The organism is Marinicella litoralis, from assembly GCF_002591915.1.
Classification (GTDB): Bacteria; Pseudomonadota; Gammaproteobacteria; order Xanthomonadales; family Marinicellaceae; genus Marinicella; species Marinicella litoralis.
Genome location: NZ_NIHB01000002.1, coordinates 669,000 through 695,326, shown reverse-complemented (window position 1 = coordinate 695,326; position 26,327 = coordinate 669,000). Strand labels below are relative to the sequence as shown.

The window sequence follows — 26,327 nt, the reverse complement described above, 5'->3', positions numbered from 1 at the left end:
TGTCAAATCAGTTTAAAATAAGCAAAGCCCATTGAATTGGGCTTTGCCATTTTTGCTTTGATTGTCAAAGTGCGCGTATTCTATCAAAAATCAGAATACAAAGGCAATCTTTAAGACTCTAAATATAGGGTTTCTTTTTCTCGCATGATTTTAATTTCAATGGCTTCATCGGATTTGAATCCAGACATGATTTTAATGACCTCTTTGGGTGAGCTCACTTTATTGCCATTGATTGATTGAATCACATCGCCGTCTTTCAGCCCCAGTTTATTGTTTTGGTCTACTTCCAATACCAATACACCTTCGGTGGTTCCAAAATAATTGCCCAATGATTCAGTGATGGTGGAAAAATGGTGATTTTTACCCAACCATTGATTCATTTTACTGCCTGCAAAAAAGTAAGCATCGGCATCACCAGTGGTTACCACACGGATGTTATGATCGCCCAAGCCTTCTACCATTTGTTCCAAATGCTCAACATCAACATGCAAGCCTTCAAATTTCTCATCCAAATCACCTGTTTTGAATTTAAAATCATTGCCAGATGATGAGAACCATTTGTTACCGTCTTTGAGTTCCATAATGATGTCTGGGGAGTCGAGGACTTTGGCAGTGATGGCTAATTTTACTTTTTTACCATCACGCAATACCATGACTTCACTGACATCGCCTTCTTTGTGATCCATGGCGATAAACTCGGTCAATCCCAAGCCGCCTTTGGCGGTGCTTTTGCCGTCAATGCTGATGACAACATCACCTTTGGCCATGCCGGCTTCTGCAGCACCACTGTCTTGAACCACTGAAACAATTTTCCAACCTTGGTCCTCTACACTGGCCATAAAACCCATGCGGGGCTTGTTGCTGTCAATTTGGGCAATGTGTTTATCCAATTTGATGACCTTACGGTGAACTTTTGCGTCGCCCACTTCAATGCCATGTTCTGCCATCATTTCATCCACCAAGGCATCGATGTCGGTGTCTTCATCGACCTCAATGATTCGTTCATAAGTTTCTACTTCACCATTGTTGTCTTTTTTAATGATGACAGTGGCTTGGCCATTTTCTAAGTTGACATTGACGTCATCACTTTTTTGAACCCAGACCATATTTTTACCCTGATGTTTCATCATTTTGGTCACTTTATGGATATCTTTGTTGTTATCTTGGTCAATGCCGTGTTTAGTTAATATGGCTTGAACTGTATCATCGATGTCTGTGTCCGCATCGACAGCAAACATTTCTTCAATGGTTTTTCCGTCTTTGACTATGACAACTTTGCCTTCACCATTGGTAACATTGACGTTGACGTGTTCTTGTGTGTCTTCAGCAGAAAGTAGACTGCTGACACCCAATAGACTGGTTAGTATGGCTGCTCTTAATTTCATTTTTTTCACCTTTTTTATCTGTTCGTTAAATAACTTGATCACTGGATCTGGGCTTGAGCCTTTTGTGCAAAGCCACCAGGTCATCGAGAATTTCGAGTTTGGCATGTAACAACTCGAGTTTTTGGTTGGTGTCATCGGTTTGCGCGATATTGAGGTCCAATTGATCCAACCAGTTTTCCATGGAAACCATTTTTTCTAAGACAGGTGATCCGGGTGCCGTGTGATTGACCACTTCATTGCGAACCACATGTTCTATCATAGATATTTTTCTTGTTAACAGCTGTAATTGGTCAGATTGGCTGTTATTAAATTGGGGCAACATCCACAACAGGATTCCAGCAAAAACAGCAGCAGCCATGGCAGGTAGCCTGAAGCTTCGCTGTCTTTTTGACTGATGGATTTTGTCCATGATGCCATCAAAAGCATCTCTGGGCGGATTTTCCTGTGTTTGCTTGTTAAGCCAATAATTGATGTCTGTTTTATAATCGTTGTTCACTTTGATCCTCCTGATTTTGGAGCCACTTATGCAGCAATTGTTTACTGCGGGATAATTGTGATTTTGAAAAGCTGGTTGACATTTGATACATGTCTGCAATCTCTTGGTGAGTCATTCCTTCCACTTCGTACAACCAAAGTATCGAACGGGATAAGGGTGGAAGTTGACTTAAAAGGTAATTGGCATCGTATTGTTTGTCGTAATTGATGCCATCAACCTGTTGAGCCAGATGTTGGGATTCTACCGTGAGTTGTTGGTAGTTTTGCTTGATTTGATCCAAGCATTGATTGATGACAATTTTTCTTAACCAAAAACCGAAGGCCACATCCCCAGACCACTGAGTGGCCTTTTGAAATGCCACAATAAACGTGTTTTGCATCACATCAAAGGCATCTTCTCTGTTTTGTAACATCTTGAATGCCAAATTAAAGACCGCAGTTGAGAAAGCATCATACACCTGTCTACACGCACGTTGCTTGCCGTGGGAGATTTGACGTTTGGTGATGTCATCTATGGTTTGATTAAAATAGCTCAAAATATTATTTTTTCATACAACATACCCTATAAGACGGCGTTTAGGTCAAAAGGGTCGCAGACTTATAGAAATTCTTTGAGTTTTTTTAGGAACAGTTGGGTGTCGAATGATCCAGCGCGTTCTTCACAAGCGCTGCGCATGAGGCTGGCTTGATGGTTGTTGCTTAACAGATTGACTTTCTGGATGATGTCATTAACCAAGTTCTCTGAGGATACAAAATAACCAGTGACTCCATCAATCACTGTTTCTAATAAGCCGCCATGGTTTGAGCAGATGACCGGTTTGCCCGCTGACATGGATTCTACTGGGGTCATGCCAAAGTCTTCATCCAATGGTACGTAGATGGTGGCCAAACAGTTTCCCAACAAACTCATCATCTTGGCCTCATTCAACCAGCCGGTGAATGAAATGTTTTTTGCATTGCCGGCGATTCTTTTTAAGGCATCGGTTTGACCGCCTCCAGATGCAATGATGAGTTTTTTATCTGGCATTTTTAAAAATGCTTTGATGATGCTGTCGATTCGTTTTAAATCATCATGCCTGGCCATGGATAAATAGTAATCACCTTGTGCAATCCACTTAAACCGGTGGGTGTCACAGGGTGGATGAATGACAGCAGCGTCAAGCCCAGTGGTGGATTTGATTCTGGCTTGAACATAATGAGAATTGGTTAACACCACATCCATCTGCTTGATGGCTTTTTCATATTGAGGCTTGAACCAATTCACCAATAAATTGAATGCCATTCTTTTAAGGGGGTTGAAGCCATCGGCATAATATGATTTTTTATCATAAACAAATCTTGGCGGTGTGTGACAGTAAAATATATTTTTTGCGGTCGGAAAATGATGCACAGCCAACGGACTTGCCACGCCACTGTAAATAATTTGTTCATAACAGTTTTGTTCGGTTTTTAGGTTTTTGAAAGCCTTGGCTAAACGCCAAGTTTTGATGCCATGAATTCTGCTCAGTGCATCTAAATTAATGACATCACCATTGATTTGGCTTAAATCAAAGGTATTAGGTCCAATGTGTGCTGTCAGTAAATCGGTATCTAAACCTTGACACATGGCAATGACCAAACGCTCGCCACCACCTTTTATTTGGAACATGTCATGAATGATTTGAGTTTGTTTTGGCATGGCTTGTAAAATCAACAAAAAAACAAAAAAATGCACCACTAATTGGTGCACATGGTTTATAACGTGCTTTCTATTTTAATTCAATAATCATGTCATGAAGACACTAATTGTGATTCCTGCTTTCAATGAAGCTGATAACCTCAAGGCGTTGTTACCGAAACTGATTGATTTGGTTGAAGGTGATGTGTTGGTGGTTGATGATTTGAGTCAAGATGACACAGTTGAAGTGGTTAAATCACATGGAATCAAATGCCTGTGCTTAACCGTGCAGTTGGGCGCATGGGGTGCCACTCAAACAGGCATCAGGTATGCTTTACAATATGGTTATGATCATGTGATTACCATGGATGCAGATGGCCAGCATTTGCCGGAAGAAGTGCATTCATTGTGTCAGGCCTATAAAAACAACTCAACTGATGTGGTGATAGGTACATTTCCTGATCGATTAAGCCGATTGAAAAAAATGGCCTGGTCATTCTTTAAATTTTTGACCCACATTAAAATTGAAGATTTAACGTCAGGGTTCAGACTGTATAACAAAAAAGCCATCGAGGTGCTGTCATTGAGACAAGCCAGTATGTTGGATTACCAAGATGTGGGCGTTTTGTTGATGCTGTTAAAATCCGGATTAACAATTGTCGAAGTTCCTGTTAAAATGCAGGATCGATACGACGGTAAATCGAGGGTCTTCAGTTCATGGTTGGTGGTATTGAAATACATGATGCAGACCACCACCTTATGTATTGCTAATATTGGAGCCAAGCAAACAAAATGACAAACCTTACTATCCTTATCATTGGCGCATTGTTGTCTATCAGCATTTTATACTTGGTCAGAAAAGGCAAAATGCATGGACCTTATGCGACATGGTGGTTGATGGTGGCGGTGTCTGCTATTTTATTGTCAGTATTCCCTAAAGTGGTCGATTGGGTGGCATTAAAGCTGGGTGTAACTTATCCACCAACGCTTATTTTGGTATTGGCCATCAGTATGATTTTAGTCCGAATGCTGACCATGGATATGGCGCTGACTCAGAAGGAACGTAAAATCCGCAGGCTAACGCAAAAGCTTGCAATCATTGAAGATTCCCTGAAAGAGGATAAGTAAAACCAAGCCATTATGAAACTTCTTCACATCGGTAAATTCTATCCTCCTTATCGAGGTGGGATGGAGTCATATTTATTTGATTTATCTCGTGAACAAGTTAAGCAAGGACATCAAGTCACCGTTTTGGTGCATAATCACCAATGGGGCAAACTGATTTCCCCGACAGAATTGAGTGAGGAGCTGGGTGTGAGTTTAATTCGATTGAAGTCTTCACGGCCTGTTTTTCATACACCGTTGATGCTGGGGTTCAATCGGCAAGTCAATCAAATAATTGCCGATCAAAAGCCTGATTTGATTCATTTACATTGGCCAAATCCCAGTTTGCTTCAACTGTTGTTTAATCGAGTTGCCAAGCAAATTCCTTGGGTGATCAGTTGGCATTCTGATATGGTCACAGCGCACAGTTCGAGATTAATGAAAACTCTGTATCGGCTGATTAAACCATTGGAAAGCCGTTTACTGAAGCACACCAAAGCCATTTTGGTCAGTTCACAGAATTATGCCAATTTTTCACCCCAACTTATTGTCCATCAAGACATCACTCGAGTGGTGCCATTGGGGCTCAATACCAAAGAGCTGAAGGCCATGAAGTTGGACCGCAAAGTAGCGCAAAAGCACTGGAGAAAAGGCGGTTTTCGTTTATTCAACCTAGGTCGGTTAACCTATTATAAAAATCAACAGATGTTGCTTGAATCAATGCAACACATGACAGATTGTCAACTGCTTTTGGCTGGCGGTGGCCAACTGGAAAGTCAGTTGAAAAATTACATTGAACGAACCCAATTGTCAGACAGGGTGACTTTATTGGGTCAAGTGAGTTGGCAAAAAGCGCATGAGTTGTTTTCAAGCTGTGATGTATTTTGCTTGGTTTCACATGACCGAGCAGAATCTTTTGGTGTGGTTTTATTGGAGGCCATGTATCATGATAAAATCATTTTGGTGGCAGACACCAAGGGTTCGGGCATGAGTTGGTTGGCTAACAACTACAACAAAGGGTTTACTTTCAAGGCCAATGATGTGAATGACTTTATAAAACAAATAAATGTGATTAAAGACAATTATGAAGCCATCACAAAAAGACCCAAACAATTTGACTATGAAATTGAAAAAATCACTGAAATGGTCACAACACAATATCAGTCCATCATCAATTAGGAGTACCTATGCATTTAATACATAAAACCATGTTGATCACTTTATTATCTTTGGGCATGACAGCCTGTGATCAATCACCAGAGAAAGATGAGTCGTCGGTAAGCTCGAATCAACAAGACAAGTCAGTGGAATACCAAATCGATCCGGTTAAGCCAGCCATCAAGAAGGACCACGCTGATTTACTGAATAAGTATGCTAAATTCAGATTGACTGCGGATTTGTCTCACCTTTCGGACAACCAAAGGAATATGCTGCCATTATTGATTGATGCGGCAAAAATAATGGATGAGTTATTTTGGTTGCAAAGCTACGGTCCCAAACAAGAATTTTTGGCAGGGATTGAAAATCAGAATTTAAGAAAATTTGCTGAAATTAATTATGGGCCATGGGATCGATTGGATGGTGATAAATCATTTGTTCCAGGTTTTGCGGAAAAACCATTGGGTGCCAATTTTTACCCTGCAGATATAGACAAAGCTCAATTCGAAGCAGAGGCTACGTCTGCCATGAAAGGCTTGTATACCAATGTCGTTCGTGATGAGGATGGCGCATTAAAATCAATTCCTTACCACCAAGCCTTTGAACCTCAACTTAAACAGGCGTCAGCTTTGTTGTTAAAAGCCGCAGAATTGGCTGAAGATGCGGGATTTAAAAAATACCTGGAGTTAAGGGCTACAGCCTTACTGGATGATGAATTCAAAGCTTCTGATCTGGCATGGATGGACATGAAAAACAACCAAATTGATGTGGTTATTGGACCCATTGAAAATTATGAAGATCAATTGTTTGGTTACAAAACAGCCTATGAAGCCTATGTTTTGATTAAAGACTTGAGTTGGAGTGAGAAGTTGGCGAAGTTCGCTGCCTTTTTACCACAATTGCAAGCTGAGCTGCCAGTTGCAGCCGCCTATAAAACTGAAACCCCAGGTACAGATTCAGATTTGAATGCGTATGATGCCATTTATTATGCAGGTCATTCAAATGCGGGCAGTAAAACCATTGCCATTAATTTGCCCAATGATGAAAGCGTGCAGTTAGAGAAGGGAACCCGACGCTTACAATTAAAGAATGTCATGCAAGCCAAATTCGAAAAGATTTTGTTGCCCATTGCCAATGAATTGGTTGCACCAGAACAAAGAAAACACATCACTTTCAATGCGTTTTTTGCCAACACCATGTTTCATGAGGTTGCGCATGGCTTGGGAGTCAAAAACACCATCAACGACAAAGGGCCTGTCAGAACTGCACTGAAAGAATACGCAGGGGCCATTGAAGAAGGCAAAGCCGATATTTTAGGATTGTATATGGTTGAAAAACTACATACATTGGGTGAATTAGAAGAGGGGGAAATGATGGATTATTACACCACATTTATGGCCGGTATTTTCAGGTCTGTTCGCTTTGGATCCAGTTCAGCTCATGGTGTAGCAAATTTATTGCGATTTAATTATTTTTCTGAAAATGGTGCTTTCAGTTTTGATGAACAATCGGGTCATTATTCAGTCAATGCAGAAAAAATGTCTGCCGCCATAGCCTCTTTGTCGGAAAAAATATTAACCTTACAAGGTAATGGTGATTACCAAGCCGTTTCTGCATGGTTTAAAACAAAGGGTCAAATCAATGAGGAGTTGGCCAGTGCATTGCAACGCATCAATCAAGCAGGCATACCTGTTGATGTTGATTTTGAACAAGGGATTAAATACTTGAACCTATGATGTCATGGTTTCATCAACCATACCATTTGGTGGTATGGTTGATGAACCTGTTTATTCTGTCCTTCTTACGCCTCTGAGCGTTGTCAGTGTCCTAAATAGTAAAAACAAATAGCACAGGGTCAGTTGTAAAACTATTCGATTTAGCGCTGTTAAATCTTCAGCCCATTGGCTGGCTTCTGTAAAGTAAAAGAGGAACATGAAACAGGTCAGTGCCAAGATGAAAAATACATGTGAGATTTGACTGGCTTTGTTGTGTTGATTGCTGACAAACGAAATCAACAAGAAGGGCAAGCCCAGCCATAAAAATGACCAATTCATTTGCCAGAAGAAACCGGTTAATAAATAATCATTGATGTCAGTGTATTTAATTTGGGTGTTGATTAAATTGAAGAATTCAATTTTATTGGCATCAATGACCAGGTTGCCAAAAGGTAGTTGCAAATGAACGCCACCCAATATCACTATTAACCCAATGAGCAGCAATACACTGGCCAACAGTTTGAATTTGTGTTTGTGGTTCACAATGGCAACGATGGTATGGGCACAAATGAACAACAATAACCAAACCCATCCTTCTGTTTTGAGCATGGGCAACATCAATAAATAGGCCATTAAGGTGATGCCAACGCCTAAATCTCGTTGTTCGTGATAGTCCATAAAAGTCAACATGATCAAAACAATGTACATCGCCATCCAAATGTCCGCATAGCCTTGAATCATTAAGTGGTTGTTGATCAATGGTGTGGTGTATAGCGCCACAATAAACAGCAATTGAAGATAAATGGGAGTCCCTTTTTGATCTAAGCGACTGACCAATAACAAAGAAATCATGACAAAAGCAAATAGGTAAATAATGCTTGCAGTTCCATTGTTATTGACTGATATCAGCTTGGGTAAGAAATAAATCAGTGACAAGCCGTCTGGGTAGTGTGCAGCTGCATTATAAATTGATTCGCTGTCGTGAGACCAAGCATCAAATTGCTTGATGTGGACTGAAAGTCCATGGCTGATCCATTGATCGGCTTTGCCAACCCAAACCATCCAGGAATCCCAGGCAATGTTGGGTAAATTTCCACTGTTCCAATAAATGGCACTTGAGCCCAAAATGGTTAAACATATAAACCATATATTTTGTTTGGTTGGTCTTATTTTATTGGTTTGAACCCCCAGCTTCAGCGTGTGCCATGTAATCAGAGACAGGCTGGAAACTAAGATGACACCACAAATGACGAGAACAGAATCATTCGATAGTTTCATGATTTGAAAAATATTAAAAATGACTACATGAACAAAAATACCGAGGAAAAAGGCATGTGCAATGAAATCAGTTTTCTTTTCAATGAACAAATGGGTTTTATTGATTAAATTGTAACTGGCTCTGACGGCATACCCGAGGATTGTGAAGTACAAAGCATAACAAAATCCAGCAATCACAATCATGACCTGCTCACCAAGCAATATTGAGCCTGTTGACTCAGTATGTTAATTGGCAAACTTGGAGAACCCTCGTTTGCGTGACAATCTTCCAATGATTTTTTGGTCAGGATGTATATATATGGCTTGGTACCGTCGTTGGGTAAATCATTGTTGATGTAATTGTTGATGGCTACATTCAAACCCATGAGGTGGTGAAACAACCTCAAATGATAAAAACTATTGGTTCCTACGATAATGAATTTTTGCGTGCTTAGGTTGATGTCTGACCTGTTCTTTAAATCAGCAATGATGTCCTGAGCCAATTCATAGGTGCTAATGTCTTGCTTATTTAAGTAGCCACCATCTTCGGCAAATGCAGTTTCTATTTGTTGGTTCTGTTTAATGAAGTTATTAACAAATGGAATCAAGGTGAAACACCAGGCAATGGTTAAACTGATAATCAATTGCTTGCCAGAAACCCTGAGTAACCAATACAAAAGTACATTGATCAAGACCCAAATAACGAGTCTTTGTATCAAGCTTTGAAAATGTAAATTTTCGCTGCTGGTGTAGCCGTTAATCGAATTAAATTTCAGTGGGGTGTAATCGAACCATTCATTCATTTGCAACGATAGGGTTGAATGATTTTTCCTTGAATCAAAATAGATTGATTCAAAAGACACTTCTTTGTGTGCATTGGGATGATCGCCCAATTCAAAATTAGAACGGATGAGTAGATGCAGGTCCGAAATATTTTGCGGTTGTGCGGTTTGAAAATCAATCAGATTGATTGACTGGGTGTTTGAATTAAGCGGTATCTGATGTTTTTTCTCATCAGCCACCCAATTTAAACTGATGTTCGAATTCAAATCAAGATCTAAACCATCGATGACCAGGGCGTCATAATTAATTAAGTTTGGTAAGATGGTCTCGGTTTTAATTTCAAGTTTAAGTTGTCCAGCAACTATGGCATGAAATTTATTGTTGGAGTAATAAAAGTAATTGGGCTCAACTTTCAATAAAAATATGATGTTTTTGGGTTCAACAGCGGTTGAATTTTCGCTGTCAAATGACACGAATAGACAGCATAGCAGGCTCAATATTGATAATGTCCAATAAATTAAAACCCTTGATGTCACTTTATTTATCCTTCCTTAAGAAATATTTTACGCATTATAAACGATTTAATTCAAATAAAAAATCAACAACTCACGGATGGGTTTTTGATTATGAAATGCTTTGACTGGCCCTTTGCCGGGATCAGAGTATGGTTGAAATATTTTATGAAACTGTGAATTGGTTCATTAATTTGACTAATGGGATTGAATTGTTGTATTCATTGAAGCTACAATCTTTTTTATATATAGGCTTAATAAAATGCATTTAGTTATTGAAACCACAAAAAAATCTTTTCCTTTTCCAGAAAACAATGTGCTGGTTGTGGGTAATGATTTTGATTGTGATTTACAAATCAACCACCCTAAAATTTGGGGCAGACACTTTTCAATTGAAAAGAAAAGTTATGGCTGTGTGTTGAATGTATATGACCAAGGTGTTTCGGTAAATGGATTACCCATTGCAGAGAAGTGTTTGTTGGATTCTGGAGATTTGATTCAAATTGATGACATGCCATTCAGATTGGTCGATGATCAATACATTCCAAAAGATTCAGTTTTAAACCACACCAATGTGGTGCTTGATAAAGCCAAAAATGTGTCTTCGGTATTCGGTGTGAGGAGTTTTGCCGACACCGCTGCTGGTTTTTTTATCATCGATGATTTCCATCATCCAGATGGCTGGCATGTCTTTAGGAATGAAAACGAGTTACATTACATAGACAACAAACACAAAACCAACTTGAATGGTTTGGCCATTGCTCAAGCCAAATTGGTCAATGGAGATGTGATTGCCAACAGTCATTATAAATATAAAATAGAATTGCCGGGAACGTCTGGATTTTCTAAATTCAGTCCATCTCACCCGCGGAATGTGCAGTTGAGTGAATCATTCAATGACAAAGATCAGCAACCACCTGAAGCACAGCAGAAAAAAACCAGTTTTGTAAAAAATAATTTATGGTGGTTGACCCTTTTGGTTGGGTTGGTCGTGTTGTTGATTGTGGTGATTAATAATCCACCAGGTTGATGGCTCATTAATGATAAACTATATCGGTTGTGGTTCAATCGTCATTTTGTATGTACCTTAAATCAGGCATGTGCTGAGTCAATAAAGGCTGCCGATTAAATTCTCTTTAAATATAGGTTGACCGTTATATTTAATTTAAGTAAAATCCCCGCTCTTTTTAAGAACAACCGAATTGGAGTAGTTTCATGCACGCAGTTGTAGCTACAGGTGGCAAGCAATACAGAATCAAAGAAGGCGATATCATTAAAGTTGAGTCGTTAAAAGTTGAAGCTGGTGATAAAATTGAGTTAGACCAAGTATTAATGGTTTCCGATGGTGAAAACATTGAAATTGGCATGCCATTGCTAGATGGTAAAACAGTATCAGCAGAAGTATTGTCTAATGGTCGCCATAAGAAAGTAAGAATCATTAAATTCAAGAGACGTAAGCACCACATGAAACAAATGGGTCATCGTCAGAATTTCACTGAGTTGAAAATCACTAAAATAGGATAAGAGGTAAAACGTCATGGCTCATAAGAAAGCAGCAGGTAGTACTAATAACGGTCGCGATTCAAATCCTAAGTACCTTGGGGTCAAAATGTACGGTGGCCAAGCAGCCATCGCTGGTAACATTTTAGTCCGTCAACGCGGTACAAAATTTCATGCTGGTGATAATGTTGGCATGGGTAAAGACCACACATTGTTTGCACTTAAAGATGGTGTTGTTAAATTTGTCAAGAAAGGCAAAAATTACCGTCAATACGTAACAGTCGAAGCACAAAACTAATAATAAGCCCTGTTTTGAATGAGAAAGCTCACTTTTAAGTGGGCTTTTTTTATACACATCAATTATAGTCAAAATCATGAAATTTGTAGATGAAGTCAGAATCACTGTAAAAGCAGGGAATGGAGGAAGTGGATCCGCCAGTTTTCGTCGTGAAAAATTTATTGCATTTGGCGGGCCTGATGGTGGAGATGGTGGGCATGGTGGTCATATCATTCTTCAAGGCGACCAGGGACTGAATACCCTGGTGGATTTTAGACACAAAAGAAGGTTTGACGCCCTCAATGGTACTTCTGGGAAAGGACGGCAAATGTATGGTAAGGGTGGTGATGATCTGATCATTAAAGTGCCCACTGGTACGGAAGTGTATGACCTGGAAACTGATCAAAAACTAGGTGACATTACCGAACACAATCAACAACTTATTATCGCCAATGGTGGTAAAGGTGGATTGGGTAACATGCACTTTAAAAGTTCTGTTAACAGGGCGCCCAAACAATTCACCTCCGGAGAGCAAGGACAGCTGAGAGAAATTAAACTCGAATTGAAAGTTTTGGCAGATGTTGGCTTACTCGGATTCCCCAATGCTGGAAAATCTACATTTGTTAACGCCATCTCAAAAGCCAAACCTAAAATTGCTGACTATCCTTTTACAACCTTATACCCTGCATTGGGTGTGGTGCCAATAGACACCGACACCAGTTTTGTGGTGGCAGACATTCCAGGTATCATTGAAGGTGCGGCAGAAGGCGCGGGTCTAGGTATTCAGTTTTTGAAGCACTTACAAAGGACGGGTCTGTTGTTACACATGATTGAATTGCCCGCATATGAAGGGATGTCAGACCCCATAGAGCAGTACCATCAACTTAAACAAGAATTGGTTAAATTCTCTGAACAGTTAAAAGAAAAGAAACGGTGGTTGGTTTTTACTAAGGCCGATGTCACCACTGAAGCAGAGGCCAAGGAATTGGCAGCCAATTATGCCCAGCAAATGGGTTGGACCGATAAATATTATTTAATTTCTTCAATCAATAAATATGGTTTGGATGAGTTGATCAAAGACATCGCTGCTTATTTGTTTGCTGAAGAAGATGATTGGCTTTGATGGCTGTTTTTGAATTGTTCAGCTTCCGCGAATAACCATTGCCTGATAATTTGTAACTTTTGATCACTCTCGGTTGATCTCGGGTAGACCAAATAATATGACATTTCGCCTTTGATTCTTTGCTTAAATGGCTCTACCAATAAGCCTCGGTTGATGTCATCCTGAACCAATGGGGTTCGGCCCAAGGCAAAGCCCTGATGATTCTCAACCGCTTCCAGCATGGTTACCATGTGACTGAACCGTGTGCCTCTTAATTTGGGTTTTGCCTGAATTTGAACCGCATCAAACCAATCATGCCAATCTTCAGTGGTGAAGTCTTCATGGCACAAGTTGGCATTCAGTAATGATTTAGGTGTTAATTTTCCTTGGTATGATTCGTAGACTTGTTTAGAACAGACGGGAAACACCTCTTCTTCAAGTAACAGTTCACTTTTTAATCCTGGATAATTGGGGTCTGCGGTATAACGTATGGCGATGTCACAATCGTCTTTTTTAAAGTCAGTCAACCATTCGAATGCCGATATCCTGACATCCAATTCCTTGTGTTGTTGTTGAAAGCGCCAAATGCGTTTAGACAGCCATTTGGTGGCGAAAGAGGGCAGTACTGATATATTAAGTGTTCCTGAGGCGTCTTTGTTTTTAAGTTGACGTGTGGCTTTTTCAATGCTTTCTAAAGCATTTCTGACTGAAATTAAATAAAGCCGTCCTTCAAATGTCAATTTAAGCGATCGATTGAACCGCTGAAACAGTTGTACGCCAGTTAATACTTCAAGATTTTTTATTTGATGGCTGATGGCAGCTTGGGTAACGTGTAACTCTTGGGCGGCTTGGGTGAAGCTAAGCAGCCGAGCAGAAGCCTCAAAAGCTTTGATGGCTCTCAATGGAGGGATGTTTTTGTATTTATTAGACATATATATGATTTTTTCGCATAAGTATAATTTATCCGAAACACAAAAACAATTAGCTTGTTTCTTTTCAATATGTAGTTAAAATGCCCCTCATAGATTGAATCAAACGGTTGTTTGAAACCGCAATGAATTAATCATAATAATTTGAACTTTTGATTCAACAATGCATCAAAGGCAATAACAATAAAATATATTGTTTGAAGTTTAATTATTTTATTTATCTTCACGTTCTATTCATCTTAGATGCGTAGAATTAGAATTAGGAATTTTCATTGTTCCCATTTGAAATCGCAAGATTTCATGTATGTGCCAGACTTCATGTTTGTCACATGCAAAAACAGCTGAGGTTTTCCTCCCTCTTCCTCAGCGTTATACTTAAGGCGTCATTTTATGGCGCCTTTTTTTTTGCGCGAATACTTTTCCACTTTAAACTGTGGTTTGCCATTTAAGCGTTGTGGTATAGTTATATCAGCGTTTAATGAATGTTTTCAATAAAGCTTTCTTATTGAATGAAGTTTATGATAACCCCAGGGTTCGTGTTATTCGAACAGTTAATTAATTGAGCTTGATTGGAGTAAAAATCAATTCATGTGGCCTAATTATAAAAAAACGATCGTTTTATTGATCATTGTTGTTGTATTTGCTGGGTATGACTTTTTTTGGTTGGAGCGATTTGAAGACGTACGCGTATTTAATTTAATGGCAGAATTTGTGTTTGCCACTATGGCAGCCATTTTATTTTTTACCATTGATCAATTGAAAGGAAAAAAATATTATTCTTATTTAAATGTGGGTTTTGTTCTGGCATTTATTTCTATGTATATAGATGCATTAGACCAGTTGCATTTTCATGGTGAACTTTATACCGCCATCGGAGAAAAGCTTACCTTGGTGATTGCATTTACCCTCATTATTTTTGGTGTCAAAGACTGGATTTCTGATTTTGTCAATTTAAACAAAATCCTGGAACGTCAAGTCATTACCGATGAGCTGACAGGACTGTATAACAGACGAGGGATGTTGCAACAGTTTAAAGCCTTTGAGGCAGTGGCACAAAAAAACAGCTTGAGCTTGTCGTTTGTTATTGCTGATTTAGATGATTTTAAAAAATACAATGACACCATGGGACACCTGGCAGGTGACAGCTTCCTCAGTGATCTTGGTAAGTCTCTGCTTGAATTAATGAGTAAAAACCAAGTCATTGGTCGCTGGGGTGGTGAAGAATTTGCCATTTGCTTGCTGGGCAGCGATGTCAATAAAGCGTGTGAGTTTGCCGAAAAAATCAGATTAAGGGTGCTTGGAATAACAATGCCGCCTAAAATGGGTAATGAGAAAATATCAGTCAGCTTGGGAGTTGCGGAGTTGAAAAATAATGAGTCGGTGATGGATACCATCAAACGTGCTGACAATTCATTGTACCTTGCTAAAAGCAATGGAAAAAATCAAGTGGTGGCTATCAGAAAGTGAGTGATAGATAGAATATGACCAGATCACCACAATCGATGGTTTAACTTCTGTCCACAACAAGCTAGAATAATTGCCTTTCATTTTAGGCTTGATTAACTTGACTCATTTTATCGAAGTAGCAGAGGGGGTATTGTCTCCTGAATTTTGCCAACATTGTATTCAAAAGTTTAATCACAGCGACCATCAGCGTCCTGGTGTGACGGGTCAAGGCGTTGATGTGATTAAAAAAAACAGCACGGACATAACCATCAGTTCTGACCAGGATTGGTCAGAAGAAATGGGCGTTATTCAAAATGCTGTATTAAGTGGCTTGGTGGCGTATGTGCGGAAATACCCTTTTTTATTGGCTGGCGCCGTGGCCCTACAGGTTCAAACAGAGGATGGGGTTGAACAAATTTCGTACGTGGATATCCCAGGATTAAGTGATGAATCATTGGTGGCATTGATCAAAGCGGTATATCGTTTGGGCTCAGTAAATATCCAAAAATACAAACAAAATGAAGGTGGTTATTTTTACTACCATTCAGAAGTGTATCCACATCCACGAGATCCTGCCAATGACGCACTACATCGAACGCTTTTGTGGATGTTTTATTTGAATGATGTCGCTGAAGGTGGTGAAACTGAGTTTTATTTCCAAAACATCAAAACGCAACCGAAACAAGGTACTTTGGTGATTGCACCAGCTGGGTTTACGCATACGCACAGGGGTAATATGCCCATATCAGATGATAAATACATATTTACCTCATGGCTGTTGTTTAATAAGTCAGAACAGTTGTATGGCAGTGCAAGTGGATGATCATTCAACGAAAGCTGAATTAATAGTAAAAATGGTTTGCAGTTTTATGCCAGATGGGTATAATTTCCAATCTTTTTAAACCAGCGGTAAATTATGAAAGTTTTATCATCTTTGAAATCAGCCAAGACTCGTTCTAGAGACTGCAAAGTGGTTCGCCGCCGTGGTAAAGTATTTGTGATTTGTAAATCAAATCCTAAATTAAAAGCACGTCAAAGATAAACCGCTTAAGACTGAATACCAAAAATACCCTCGGATGAGGGTATTTTTTTGTCTATGATTTTGTTGTTAAACGCAGTTGTTATCAGCTAGTAGCATCAAACAAACGACTTTGCGGTCTTCAGCCAATAAGATGTTGAATGTCCTGGCCGCCGCTTCGTTATGTAACACTTCTAAACCAATGTTTAACTTAACCAATGGGTCAAGTAATTCAGTGGTAGGAAATATGATTGATGAGCCAGTAGCCAGGATGATGACTTCAGGATGATAATCACATAATTGCTGCACAATTTGCTGATTTAACTCATCCACCGATATTAAATCACAAGCCATGACCTCACCATTGAATGGAATAATGATGGAATGGTGGTAGGTTTGACTTTCAAATACACAGGAATCGGCCGCTGCTGATTTTATGATGTTGGGATGATTGGTGCGATTTTCTAATAAATCCATAATCAAATAGGTTGTTATCTGGGCAGTTCAAAAACAGGTTTTTTAGGATTGGCGCGATATATGGTTAAAGTTTGTCCAATCGACTGTACCATTTGGGCACCAGATTCTTTTAAAATCTGTGAGGTGAATTGTTCTCTGGCTTCGCGGTCAGCGCGGATTTTGATTTTGACCAGTTCATGTTGATTGAGACAAATATCCAACTCAATTAAGATGTTTTCGGTGATGCCTTTATCGGCAATGGTCACCACTGGTTTGGTGTCATGAGCAATGCCTCGCAGGAACTTTAAAGCGTTCTTGCTTAAAGGTTTGTTGCTTGATTTATTTACAGCTTTGTTTGACATTCAATGATACACTTTTAATTTAAAGTGGTATTTTATCATTAACCAACAAGCATTACATAAGAACGTGAGAAAGTATGGCCAGAAGTAAAAGCTCCAACCAGTGGTTAAGGGAGCATTTTGATGATCAATTTGTGAAAAAATCTCAAGGCGCTGGCTACCGTGCTCGATCTGCTTATAAATTGGAAGAAATTGCTGAAAAGTTCAATTTATTATCGGGTTTGAAGGCGGTGGTCGATTTGGGTGCGGCCCCTGGTGGTTGGTGTCAGGTCATTAAAGCCAAGTCGCCGCAAACCGACTTTATCATTGGTCTTGATTTGTTACCAATTGAACCGATTGAAGGGGTTCATTTTATAGAAGGGGATTTTACATCGGATGAGGTGTATGAACAGCTTCTCAAATTGTTAGGGGAACGAAAAATAGACCTTGTTTTATCGGATATGGCCCCCAATTTAAGTGGAATGAATGCCATGGACCAGCCACGATGTATGTTGTTGGCTGAAATGGCATTGGATTTTTGTCAACAATCGTTGCAACCTGGTGGTGCACATGTTGTCAAATTATTTCAAGGTGAAGGTTTTGATCAACACATGCAAAACATTCGCCATTTGTTTAATAAAGTAGTTATCTACAAACCCAAGTCATCGCGCCCACGATCGAGAGAAGTATTTGCGGTGGCCACTGGTTTCAAATAAAGCAGAGGCTGATATTGAATAACATAGCAAAAAACATCTTATTATGGGTGGTGGTACTGATGGTACTCATGAGTGTCTTTGGCAGCATGGTACAACAACCACAGAAAAGTGGTGAAATCGTTTATTCTGAATTCATCAATATGGTACAAAGCGGCCAAATCAGTGAGGTTCAGATTGACCCTGAAACTTCAGTGCATCGAAAAATTATTGCCACCACAAAAGGTGGTGAAAAATTGATGGTACAAGCGGGCAACGATCCGCATTTAGAAGATGACTTGCTGCTGAATAATGTCAAATATGCCATCAAAGCACCCCATGAAGAAGGTTGGGGCTGGCGCATCTTTGAAACCATATTCCCCATCTTATTGTTCATCGGCTTGTGGTTCCTCATCATGCGTCAAATGCAAGGTGGCGGTGGCAAGGGCGGGGCCATGAGTTTTGGCCGTTCTAAAGCCAAATTGATGACTGAAGATCAAAACAAAGTGACCTTTGATGATATGGCTGGTGCTGAGGAAGCCAAAGAAGAAGTGGCTGAAGTGGTTGAGTTTTTACGCGACCCCACCAAATTTCAAAAACTAGGTGGACACATTCCTAAAGGAATCTTAATGGTGGGTTCACCGGGTACCGGTAAAACTTTACTGGCCAGAGCCATTGCTGGTGAGGCCAAAGTGCCTTTCTTTACCATTTCAGGTTCTGATTTTGTTGAAATGTTTGTCGGTGTGGGTGCCTCTCGTGTGCGAGACATGTTTGAACAAGCGAAAAAGAATTCACCTTGCATCATCTTTATTGATGAAATCGATGCTGTCGGTAGACAACGTGGTGCCGGAATGGGTGGTGGACACGATGAACGTGAACAAACCTTGAATCAGTTGTTGGTTGAGATGGATGGATTTGATGGTAATGAAGGGGTTATTGTCATCGCGGCAACCAACAGACCTGACGTATTGGATTCTGCCTTATTAAGACCAGGGCGATTTGATCGACAGGTGGTGGTGCCATTACCCGACATCTTAGGTCGTGAAGCCATTTTGAAAGTTCACATGAAAAAAGTACCCATTGCTGATGATGTGAAGCCAAGAGACATTGCCAGGGGCACACCAGGTTTTTCAGGTGCTGATTTGGCTAATTTGGTCAATGAAGCGGCATTGTTTGCTGCTCGAACAGATGCCAAAGAAGTCAATATGGAATGTTTTGAGAAAGCCCGTGATAAGATTTGGATGGGTGCTGAAAGAAAATCCATGGTGATGGATGAAGAAGACAGAAAGGTAACGGCATACCATGAATCTGGTCATGCCATTGTGGGTTATTTATCACCTGAACACAATCAGATTTACAAAGTAACCATCATCCCAAGAGGACGGGCATTGGGCGTCACCATTTCATTGCCAGACAAAGATGAAATATCGATCAGCAAACGTAAATTGGAATCACAAATTGCGATGGCTTATGGTGGACGAATTGCGGAAGAGTTATTGGGTGGCGCTGACGCCATTTCAACAGGCGCTTCTAGTGACATCCAACAAGCCACCAATATTGCCAGAAACATGGTGACAAAATGGGGCTTTGGCGAAGGCCTGGGTCCATTGCTTTATTCTGAAGACGAAGGTGAAGTGTTTTTGGGTAGGCAAGTGACTCAACATAAAAATGTGTCAGATGCGACTGCCAAATTGATTGATGATGCGATTAAAAAGATCATTGATACCAACTATGAAAAAGCCCGTAAAATTTTGACTGATAATATTGATAAGTTACACATCATGTCAGAAGCTTTGTTGAAGTATGAAACCATCAATGCCAGTCAAGTGGCAGAAATCATGGAAGGCAAGGAAATCACACCTCCTGAGAATTGGGAAGAAGATGGCGACGATGACAAGCCTAAAACGGACACCAAGAAAAAATCTAAAGACAAAAAAGATTCGGTCATTGGTGGAGAGGCCACAGAATCATAATAACCAATAAGCCATGTCTTTTATAAGAGATTTTAAAATAATGGGGGTCCTAAATGTGACCCCCGATTCATTTTCAGATGGCGGACAATTCAGTCAAGTCAACGCGGCGATGCAGCAAGTAGATTCAATGGTCATGGCACAAGTCGACTGGATAGATGTGGGTGGTGAGTCAACCAGGCCAGGTGCTGACACAGTTTCGGTTGATGAAGAAATCAGTCGTGTGGTGCCAATTATCAAAGCCATCAAAGCCAAATACCCCGAACAAAAAATATCAATTGATTCCAGTAAACCAGAAGTGATGGAAGCGGCCATCATGGCAGGTGCTACCATGATCAATGACGTCAATGCTTTACAAGCGGATGAGGCAATTGAAATAGCAGTTGTTCATGATGTGATGGTTTGTTTGATGCACAAGCAAGGCACGCCTCAGAATATGCAAGACGGCCCCGAATATGATGATGTGGTACAACAGGTACTGGATTTTTTTGATGAGCGGGTAGAAGCTTGTTTATCATATGGTATGGATGCCGACCGTATTATTTTAGATCCTGGTATTGGCTTTGGTAAAACCTTACATCACAACCTACAATTGTTACGCAATACGTCCACTTTGAAACAAATGGGGTTGCCAGTCATGATTGGGGTTTCTAGAAAATCAATGTTCCAAGACCTTTTGCAAAGACCTGTAGACCAACGACTGGCAGGCTCATTGGCAGTGGCACAATTTACTTATTTACAAGGGGCTGATTATTTTCGGGTTCATGATGTGGCTGAAACCATGGATGTGTTGAAAACCTGTCAGGCGCTGATAGCTGATACAGCATAGTCTGATGAAACTAGGAACAGTTTATGAATAAAAAATATTTTGGTACTGATGGCATCAGAGGTAAAGTGGGTGGGTCATTAATCACGGCTGAATTTGCTTTGCGCTTGGGTTATGCGGCTGGCAAAGTATTGGGACAGTCCATGCCCAATAAAACCATTGTTATTGGCAAAGACACCCGAGTATCTGGTTATATGCTGGAATCAGCCTTAGAAGCTGGCTTGTCATCTGCTGGGGTTAATATCATTCTTTTTGGACCCATGCCAACGCCGGCTGTTGCTTGGTTAACCAAGACCTTACATGCCAGTGCAGGCATTGTAATCAGTGCATCACACAATCCGTACTATGACAATGGCATCAAATTTTTTAATCAAAACGGGCAAAAACTCAATGATGAGCAAGAATTGGCCATTGAAGCTTTATTGGACCAACCCATGGATATGGTGGAGTCAGCACAATTAGGTAAGGCCAAAAGACTCAATGATGTGGCAGGTCGATACATTGAGTTTTGTAAACGTGCTGCCAACCGACAACTGTTGGCTGGTAAAAAAATCGTTTTAGACTGTGCCAATGGAGCCAGTTACCACATCGCACCACAGGTGTTTGAAGAATTGGGTGCTGACATCACCGTCATTGGTAATAAACCAGACGGGTTTAATATCAATAAAGACTGTGGTTCCACTGAAGTTTCTGTACTGAGTGAAATGGTGATAGAAACCAAAGCCGACCTGGGCGTGGCTCTGGATGGCGATGGAGACCGGGTGGTGATGGTCGACCACACCGGCAATGAAGTCAATGGAGACCAATTGATTTTCATGGTAGCTAAACATTTACATATTCACAATAAGTTAAATGGTGGCGTGGTGGGAACATTGATGTCCAACCAAGGCATGGAAGCAGGCTTGAAGCAATTAGGGGTGCCGTTTGTCAGGGCCAATGTCGGAGACCGCTATGTCCATCAGGAATTAAGCAAAAGGGATTGGATTTTGGGTGGAGAGTCCTCGGGGCATATTTTGAATTTAAATTTGGCTGGAACAGGGGATGGAATCATCAGTGCTTTGATGGTTTTGGAAGTGATTATGGAAACCGGTAAATCATTGAAAGAATTGGCAGCTGAAATGCAGTTGTATCCTCAAGTGATGATCAATGTGAAGCATGATCAACCTAAACAATTGGCCCGCAACCAAACCCTGATTGACGCGGCCAGAAAGGTGGATGATGATCTGGGTGACAATGGTCGGGTTTTGATAAGACCCTCTGGCACAGAACCGAAATTAAGGGTGATGGTAGAAGCCAAAGATGCACAGCTCGCTCAAAAACACGCCAGTGACTTGGCAAACCTGGTAAATACATTATGAAACCTATCATTGTTTTGATTTTGTGCTTAAGTGTCCAGTCAGTTCAAGCCTTTGAGTTTCCAGCAATCAGTGACCTGTGGTTCAGAGAAGCACCGCCGACAGCTAAGATGCTGGCAGCCTATGTTACGGTTGAAAATCAAACTCAAAAAGACCTGAAGTTAATCGGTGCTTTCGCGCCAGATTTTGCCATGGCGGAAATTCACAAAACCATTGATGTAGATGGTTTGTTGAAAATGCGGGAACAAAAAGAACTGTTGATACCCCAAAATGAGCAACTAGTTATGGAGCCAGGTGGGTTACATATTATGTTGATGATGCCTAAAAAGCGTTTTACTGTTGGTGAAGAAGTCAGAATCTGCTTGATTTACCAAGATGAGTCGGGCAGTGAGCAGGTTCAGCATCTGGATTTCCCCGTTAAAAAACAATAATTAAATACCATGAAAAAAAAGGATTTTGACTTCACATTACCATCCGAACTGATTGCCCAAGAGCCATTACCAGACCGTTCTGCCAGTCGTTTACTGAAGCTTCATAAATCAACGGGTCAAACCACAGATTTACAATTCAAGGACATTTTGTGCGAGTTGAACCCCGGGGATTTGTTGGTTTTCAATAACACCAAAGTCATCCCAGCCAGGTTGTTGGCACAAAAATCGACTGGCGGAAAAATTGAAGTGTTCATCGAAAGGGTTTTGAATGAACAACAAGCCAAAGCCCTGTTAAAATCAAACAAATCTGTCAAATTGGGCAGCACCATTGAATTTGATGGTATGGCTAAAATGACCGTCACTGCCAAACAGGGCATGTTCTATTTGGTTGAAACAATCAACGGTCATCATTTATCTGATTTGATGCAACAGCATGGTCATATGCCCTTGCCGCCATACATCACACGTGAAGCAGATTCACATGATGATGAACGTTACCAAACTGTTTATGCCGACAACAAGCAAACCGGTGCAGTGGCTGCACCTACGGCAGGTTTGCATTTTGACAATGATCTATTGGCGCAAATCGAAGCCAAAGGCATACAGTCAGCATTCGTGACCTTACATGTTGGTGCCGGTACGTTTCAACCGGTAAAAACCGATGAAATCGAGTCTCATCAAATGCACAAAGAATGGTTGTCTGTTGATCAACAAGTGTGCGACTTGGTGAAACAGACACATGCAAAGGGCTGCCGTGTGATTGCGGTGGGTACCACGGCAGTGCGTTGTTTAGAAACGGCAGCTGCCAACGGTGAAATTGAACCTTTTGTGGGTGACACCCAAATATTTATCTACCCTGGCTACGAGTTCAAAATCATTGATGGTTTAATCACCAACTTCCATTTACCTGAATCCACTTTGGTTATGTTGGTTTCTTCCTTGGCTGGTCGAAAAAATATTTTGGCAGCCTATCAACATGCCATCGATGAACAGTACCGGTTTTTCAGTTATGGCGATGCCATGTTGATTGTATAAAGACCAGCTGAACGACGTTGTAAGCTGTCCACACAAAAAAGTAAATGGGTACCTTACAATAACAGTCTCAGCCTGGCACAGGTCAAATTAGACTTTAATCAACGCAATTTACCCGTATGTGCAACACTTCTGAATAAGGTGTTGGTTAACATCACTTGCAGGCCATCAAGGAATGCCCGTAAGGTCGGCTCCTGAGTGAAAGCGATGACCATGCCTTTGCCTTTGGGTTGGTGTATCAGGAAAGGTTTGTAGGCCAATTGTTGTCGATTTTCTTCCCACAGGTATCCACTGGCCAGTAATTCGTCAGAACCTTTGAACCATGCCACATTTTTCCCTTCATCTAATTTAATTGGGGTATAGATTTGACTGCCACTGACCATGGCAATGACTTCGGGTTTAACGCCTGCAGTTAACCAATGATCTTGATCCACTGCCACTTTGGCCAACACACCAGCCACTGAGTCTGGTCTGCCTTTGTCTGGTTGTATGGCCAGATTGAATTCTTCATCATTTTGTATCAATTGGCCTGGCACACTGCTGCTTTTTTCAGTCTCAGTGGGCTTTGTATCAGCAGTTGTTTTGAATGACTGCTCAGCTTTGACTGACAACCAATTGGCAGGTTCACTGATTGCATAGGCAGTGGCTTGACCCAAGGTCAACAAAACCCCACCCGTGTTAATCCATGAGGTGATGTGCGCAATGCTTTGTTCATTGAAAACCTGACTGTAGTTGCCCGATGGCAGTATCAAGACATCATAAAGACTGAGGTCAGCATAGATTAAATGCTGACTGCGAATGGCCGTTACTGGATAACCCAATTGTCTCTCAATCACAAAACGACTGTTTCCTGCACTTAAGCTACTGGTGGGCTGATCCCATGCCATGGCAATTTTGGGTGCTGGTATTTCAACCACATTACCGCTACCAAAATTAGGTCCTTTGGTGACCCAGCTTGAATCGATGCCATCAACCACTGCACCTGTAGTGGTAGCAATGCGTTGGACCTGTGCAGCAAGGTCATTGCTGTTGTTTTCGATTTCAATGATTAAAGTGCCAGCTGGATAGTTGTTTCCATTGGCTAAGGTAAAGGGTAAATCAGATGATTTGATTTTGATGCCTTGGCGCAAAGCGTTGGTGAGGAATCGGCCAGCAGCCATATCGCCCCACGGTACCAGATATGCCACCTTAGCATCAGGGTTGGACAGTTGGGGTGACAATGCCATGTCGCCATTGAGCATAGTGGTGTGGTTGCTTTTTATCCCACGACAATTGATCACCTCAAGATTAAACATCAATGGCAGTGACCAGGCAGTTAAATCATAGATTTGATCTCTGAGGTTTCTGCTGCGGCGTTTTTCTTGTTCTTCAATAAAGGATTGGTCCATATCAACTTGCTGACTGAGTACGGCTTCGACAAACCGCCCTTTTGGTTGTGCTGAGTCAACCACAAAACCACCAGATTTGAATGCTTGTCCACAGGTTTTGATGTCATGCTTAAGCTGATGAACTTCGACGCCATGAGCCATCAATAACTGGGCCAAACGATGAGCTCCAGCTCGATCGCTTTGTGCCGGAACGACATATTGCTTGTTTTTTCCATCAGCAATGGCACTGACTTGATACTGATAAAAATCATTCAGCAATTGAGTGCGAAGATTGCCAGTGGCTTCAATGGTAGAAATTGATGCGATAAAATGTTTTTGCACTGAATCGGCGTAGGTGTATTTTTCTCCGTTTCGCTTGATAAAAACTTCCCCTCTGGCTGACCCAACCTCGTAAGTGGAAGCTGAAGCGCCGTAAAATGTGGGCCAACTGTCGCCATAGCCAGGGTAAAAAGCATCAAACACTTCACGAGTGAAATAATCATAGCCCATGGCATCGAAATGCTTGGCATGGTTTTTGCCAATCAATGTCATGTTATTGATTTGCGCTGTTGTCATCAATGGGTTCATTGGTTCCGCTGCTGGGGCAAAATAATAAGAGCTGTCACCACCCATTTCATGCAAATCTATGACCACCAAGGGCAGGTAACGATTCATGGTAGCAATGCGGCCTTGGGTTTCAGGTTGGGTCATGGCCAGCCAATCTCGATTCATGTCAAATAAATAATGGTTGCTGCGACCGTTTGGCCAGGGTTCATTATGATCTGCACTGTAGCGATCGCCGCTGTGTTCCAAGCCTACATTTGAATAATATCGACTGGTGAACCGGGTTCTGCCATCTGGGTTTTGCAAAGGATCGATAAAGACCAAGGTGTTGTCCATGATTTGTTTTGTCATCGGGCTTTCTGCTGAAGCCAGTAGGTGATAAGCAGTCATCATGGCCGCATCGGTGCTGCTGATTTCATTGCCATGAACCCCATAACCAAGCCACACCGAAGCGGGTAATTGTTTAATCAGTTGATCGGCTTGTTTTTTGTTGGTGATTCTGGGGTCAGCCAATTTTTGGATGTTGTGTTCGAATTCCCTCAATTTTGCTAAGTTTTGTTCTGAACCAATGACCAAGTAAATCAATTCTCGACCTTCCCAAGTTTTTCCGTAACTGAATTTTTGAATGTGCTCAGGTGCTGCTTTTACCAAAGCATCGAAGTACTTGAGCATGTCGATGTGGTTGGTGATTTTTTCACCAGTCTGATAACCCAAAACATCATGGTGTCTGGGTATGGTTGTATCATATTCCATTTCAGGCCAATACAGCTCACCCGCTGATACCTCAGAATGATAAATAAACAACGACATTAAAATGACGACGAAAGATTTTTTGAATGACATGCGAATACCCCTTAGTTTTTTTCAATTACAGTATAGCTGAAATTAACAGAGACGCATGTGTCAGAAGATGGTTTTTGAATGGGTCAAAAATCGCAGGTGCCTCAAGCCAAAGCAG

The 26,327-nt window shown here is 41.0% G+C and carries 27 protein-coding genes; 17 read left to right on the top strand and 10 right to left on the bottom strand.

The annotated features are described in order from the left end of the window. Positions 1 to 110: 110 nt before the first annotated feature. From CCS90_RS09500 to CCS90_RS09485, 4 genes are all read right to left on the bottom strand, one after another. Positions 111 to 1,385, bottom strand: a complete 1,275-nt coding sequence (locus CCS90_RS09500) for a PDZ domain-containing protein (protein ID WP_162846785.1) — start codon at positions 1,383 to 1,385, stop codon at positions 111 to 113. Between the two features lie 25 nt (positions 1,386 to 1,410). Beyond that, positions 1,411 to 1,881, bottom strand: a complete 471-nt coding sequence (locus CCS90_RS09495; protein ID WP_099019293.1) for a hypothetical protein — start codon at positions 1,879 to 1,881, stop codon at positions 1,411 to 1,413. Continuing rightward, positions 1,865 to 2,416, bottom strand: a complete 552-nt coding sequence (locus tag CCS90_RS09490) for an RNA polymerase sigma factor (protein WP_162846784.1) — start codon at positions 2,414 to 2,416, stop codon at positions 1,865 to 1,867. The genes CCS90_RS09495 and CCS90_RS09490 overlap by 17 nt, the downstream gene beginning before the upstream one ends. Positions 2,417 to 2,478: 62 nt before the next feature. Then, on the bottom strand, positions 2,479 to 3,558 hold the full coding sequence (locus CCS90_RS09485; RefSeq protein WP_133566468.1) for a glycosyltransferase: 1,080 nt from the start codon (positions 3,556 to 3,558) through the stop codon (positions 2,479 to 2,481). Positions 3,559 to 3,652: 94 nt separating this feature from the next. Between CCS90_RS09485 and CCS90_RS09480 the strand changes: the two genes are divergently transcribed. From CCS90_RS09480 to CCS90_RS09465, 4 genes are read left to right on the top strand one after another with little or no spacing between them, the layout of a single operon-like run. After that, a complete protein-coding gene (locus CCS90_RS09480; RefSeq protein WP_099019290.1) occupies positions 3,653 to 4,333 on the top strand; it encodes a glycosyltransferase family 2 protein in 681 nt (226 codons plus the stop codon). Next, entirely contained in the window at positions 4,330 to 4,665 is a 336-nt protein-coding gene (locus CCS90_RS09475) for a DUF2304 domain-containing protein (protein ID WP_099019289.1), read from the top strand. The genes CCS90_RS09480 and CCS90_RS09475 overlap by 4 nt, the downstream gene beginning before the upstream one ends. A 12-nt stretch (positions 4,666 to 4,677) precedes the next feature. Beyond that, entirely contained in the window at positions 4,678 to 5,820 is a 1,143-nt protein-coding gene (locus CCS90_RS09470) for a glycosyltransferase (RefSeq protein ID WP_099019288.1), read from the top strand. A gap of 8 nt (positions 5,821 to 5,828) precedes the next feature. Then, a complete protein-coding gene (locus CCS90_RS09465; protein WP_211337002.1) occupies positions 5,829 to 7,535 on the top strand; it encodes a DUF8614 domain-containing protein in 1,707 nt (568 codons plus the stop codon). 51 nt (positions 7,536 to 7,586) lie between these two features. On the opposite strand, the gene CCS90_RS09460 is transcribed toward CCS90_RS09465, so the two are convergent. Both CCS90_RS09460 and CCS90_RS09455 read right to left on the bottom strand, forming a co-directional pair. After that, positions 7,587 to 8,975 (bottom strand): hypothetical protein, encoded by a 1,389-nt coding sequence (locus tag CCS90_RS09460; RefSeq protein ID WP_099019287.1) that lies wholly within the window; start codon positions 8,973 to 8,975, stop codon positions 7,587 to 7,589. Then, complete coding sequence (locus tag CCS90_RS09455) at positions 8,972 to 10,027, bottom strand: hypothetical protein (RefSeq protein ID WP_099019286.1); 1,056 nt, start codon at positions 10,025 to 10,027, stop codon at positions 8,972 to 8,974. Before CCS90_RS09455 ends, CCS90_RS09460 begins: the two co-directional genes overlap by 4 nt. Positions 10,028 to 10,328: 301 nt before the next feature. On the opposite strand from CCS90_RS09455, the gene CCS90_RS09450 reads away from it, so the two are divergent. The 4 genes from CCS90_RS09450 to cgtA all read left to right on the top strand — a co-directional run bounded on the left by CCS90_RS09450 (position 10,329) and on the right by cgtA (position 12,966). After that, positions 10,329 to 11,096, top strand: a complete 768-nt coding sequence (locus CCS90_RS09450) for an FHA domain-containing protein (RefSeq protein WP_099019285.1) — start codon at positions 10,329 to 10,331, stop codon at positions 11,094 to 11,096. 185 nt (positions 11,097 to 11,281) lie between these two features. Further along, positions 11,282 to 11,590, top strand: coding sequence for a 50S ribosomal protein L21 (gene rplU / locus CCS90_RS09445; RefSeq protein WP_099019284.1), 309 nt, complete (start codon positions 11,282 to 11,284; stop codon positions 11,588 to 11,590). 13 nt (positions 11,591 to 11,603) lie between these two features. Continuing rightward, positions 11,604 to 11,864, top strand: coding sequence for a 50S ribosomal protein L27 (rpmA, locus tag CCS90_RS09440; RefSeq protein WP_099019283.1), 261 nt, complete (start codon positions 11,604 to 11,606; stop codon positions 11,862 to 11,864). Between the two features lie 76 nt (positions 11,865 to 11,940). Continuing rightward, a complete protein-coding gene (cgtA, locus tag CCS90_RS09435) occupies positions 11,941 to 12,966 on the top strand; it encodes an Obg family GTPase CgtA (RefSeq protein ID WP_099019282.1) in 1,026 nt (341 codons plus the stop codon). Here cgtA and gcvA read toward each other — a convergent pair. Further along, positions 12,933 to 13,877, bottom strand: a complete 945-nt coding sequence (gene gcvA / locus CCS90_RS09430) for a transcriptional regulator GcvA (protein ID WP_099019281.1) — start codon at positions 13,875 to 13,877, stop codon at positions 12,933 to 12,935. The genes cgtA and gcvA overlap by 34 nt on opposite strands. A gap of 585 nt (positions 13,878 to 14,462) precedes the next feature. On the opposite strand from gcvA, the gene CCS90_RS09425 reads away from it, so the two are divergent. From CCS90_RS09425 to ykgO, 3 genes are all read left to right on the top strand, one after another. Then, on the top strand, positions 14,463 to 15,341 hold the full coding sequence (locus CCS90_RS09425; protein WP_099019280.1) for a GGDEF domain-containing protein: 879 nt from the start codon (positions 14,463 to 14,465) through the stop codon (positions 15,339 to 15,341). A gap of 97 nt (positions 15,342 to 15,438) precedes the next feature. Beyond that, on the top strand, positions 15,439 to 16,143 hold the full coding sequence (locus CCS90_RS09420; protein WP_099019468.1) for a 2OG-Fe(II) oxygenase: 705 nt from the start codon (positions 15,439 to 15,441) through the stop codon (positions 16,141 to 16,143). Between the two features lie 93 nt (positions 16,144 to 16,236). After that, on the top strand, positions 16,237 to 16,362 hold the full coding sequence (gene ykgO, locus CCS90_RS09415) for a type B 50S ribosomal protein L36 (RefSeq protein ID WP_077412593.1): 126 nt from the start codon (positions 16,237 to 16,239) through the stop codon (positions 16,360 to 16,362). A 66-nt stretch (positions 16,363 to 16,428) separates the two neighbouring features. On the opposite strand, the gene CCS90_RS09410 is transcribed toward ykgO, so the two are convergent. Then, positions 16,429 to 16,815 carry an Mth938-like domain-containing protein gene (locus CCS90_RS09410; protein ID WP_099019279.1) on the bottom strand — a complete coding sequence of 129 codons (387 nt, stop codon included), beginning with the start codon at positions 16,813 to 16,815 and terminating at the stop codon, positions 16,429 to 16,431. A gap of 14 nt (positions 16,816 to 16,829) precedes the next feature. Then, positions 16,830 to 17,156 (bottom strand): YhbY family RNA-binding protein, encoded by a 327-nt coding sequence (locus CCS90_RS09405; RefSeq protein ID WP_099019278.1) that lies wholly within the window; start codon positions 17,154 to 17,156, stop codon positions 16,830 to 16,832. A gap of 74 nt (positions 17,157 to 17,230) precedes the next feature. On the opposite strand from CCS90_RS09405, the gene CCS90_RS09400 reads away from it, so the two are divergent. The 6 genes from CCS90_RS09400 to queA are packed head-to-tail and all read left to right on the top strand — an operon-like array spanning position 17,231 to position 23,441. Further along, entirely contained in the window at positions 17,231 to 17,848 is a 618-nt protein-coding gene (locus tag CCS90_RS09400; RefSeq protein WP_099019277.1) for an RlmE family RNA methyltransferase, read from the top strand. A gap of 14 nt (positions 17,849 to 17,862) precedes the next feature. Beyond that, positions 17,863 to 19,797, top strand: coding sequence for an ATP-dependent zinc metalloprotease FtsH (gene ftsH / locus CCS90_RS09395; RefSeq protein WP_099019276.1), 1,935 nt, complete (start codon positions 17,863 to 17,865; stop codon positions 19,795 to 19,797). A gap of 40 nt (positions 19,798 to 19,837) precedes the next feature. Beyond that, positions 19,838 to 20,623 carry a dihydropteroate synthase gene (gene folP / locus CCS90_RS09390; RefSeq protein WP_099019275.1) on the top strand — a complete coding sequence of 262 codons (786 nt, stop codon included), beginning with the start codon at positions 19,838 to 19,840 and terminating at the stop codon, positions 20,621 to 20,623. Between the two features lie 23 nt (positions 20,624 to 20,646). Next, positions 20,647 to 21,978: a phosphoglucosamine mutase gene (gene glmM / locus CCS90_RS09385; protein ID WP_099019274.1), complete on the top strand. Its 1,332-nt coding sequence runs from the start codon at positions 20,647 to 20,649 to the stop codon at positions 21,976 to 21,978. Further along, on the top strand, positions 21,975 to 22,406 hold the full coding sequence (locus CCS90_RS09380; RefSeq protein WP_099019273.1) for a copper chaperone PCu(A)C: 432 nt from the start codon (positions 21,975 to 21,977) through the stop codon (positions 22,404 to 22,406). Before glmM ends, CCS90_RS09380 begins: the two co-directional genes overlap by 4 nt. 9 nt (positions 22,407 to 22,415) lie before the next feature. Further along, entirely contained in the window at positions 22,416 to 23,441 is a 1,026-nt protein-coding gene (gene queA, locus CCS90_RS09375; protein WP_099019272.1) for a tRNA preQ1(34) S-adenosylmethionine ribosyltransferase-isomerase QueA, read from the top strand. A 98-nt stretch (positions 23,442 to 23,539) separates the two neighbouring features. Here the strand turns inward: queA and CCS90_RS09370 are convergent, their stop codons facing one another. Next, positions 23,540 to 26,212, bottom strand: a complete 2,673-nt coding sequence (locus CCS90_RS09370) for a M14 family zinc carboxypeptidase (protein WP_099019271.1) — start codon at positions 26,210 to 26,212, stop codon at positions 23,540 to 23,542. Positions 26,213 to 26,327: the final 115 nt, after the last annotated feature.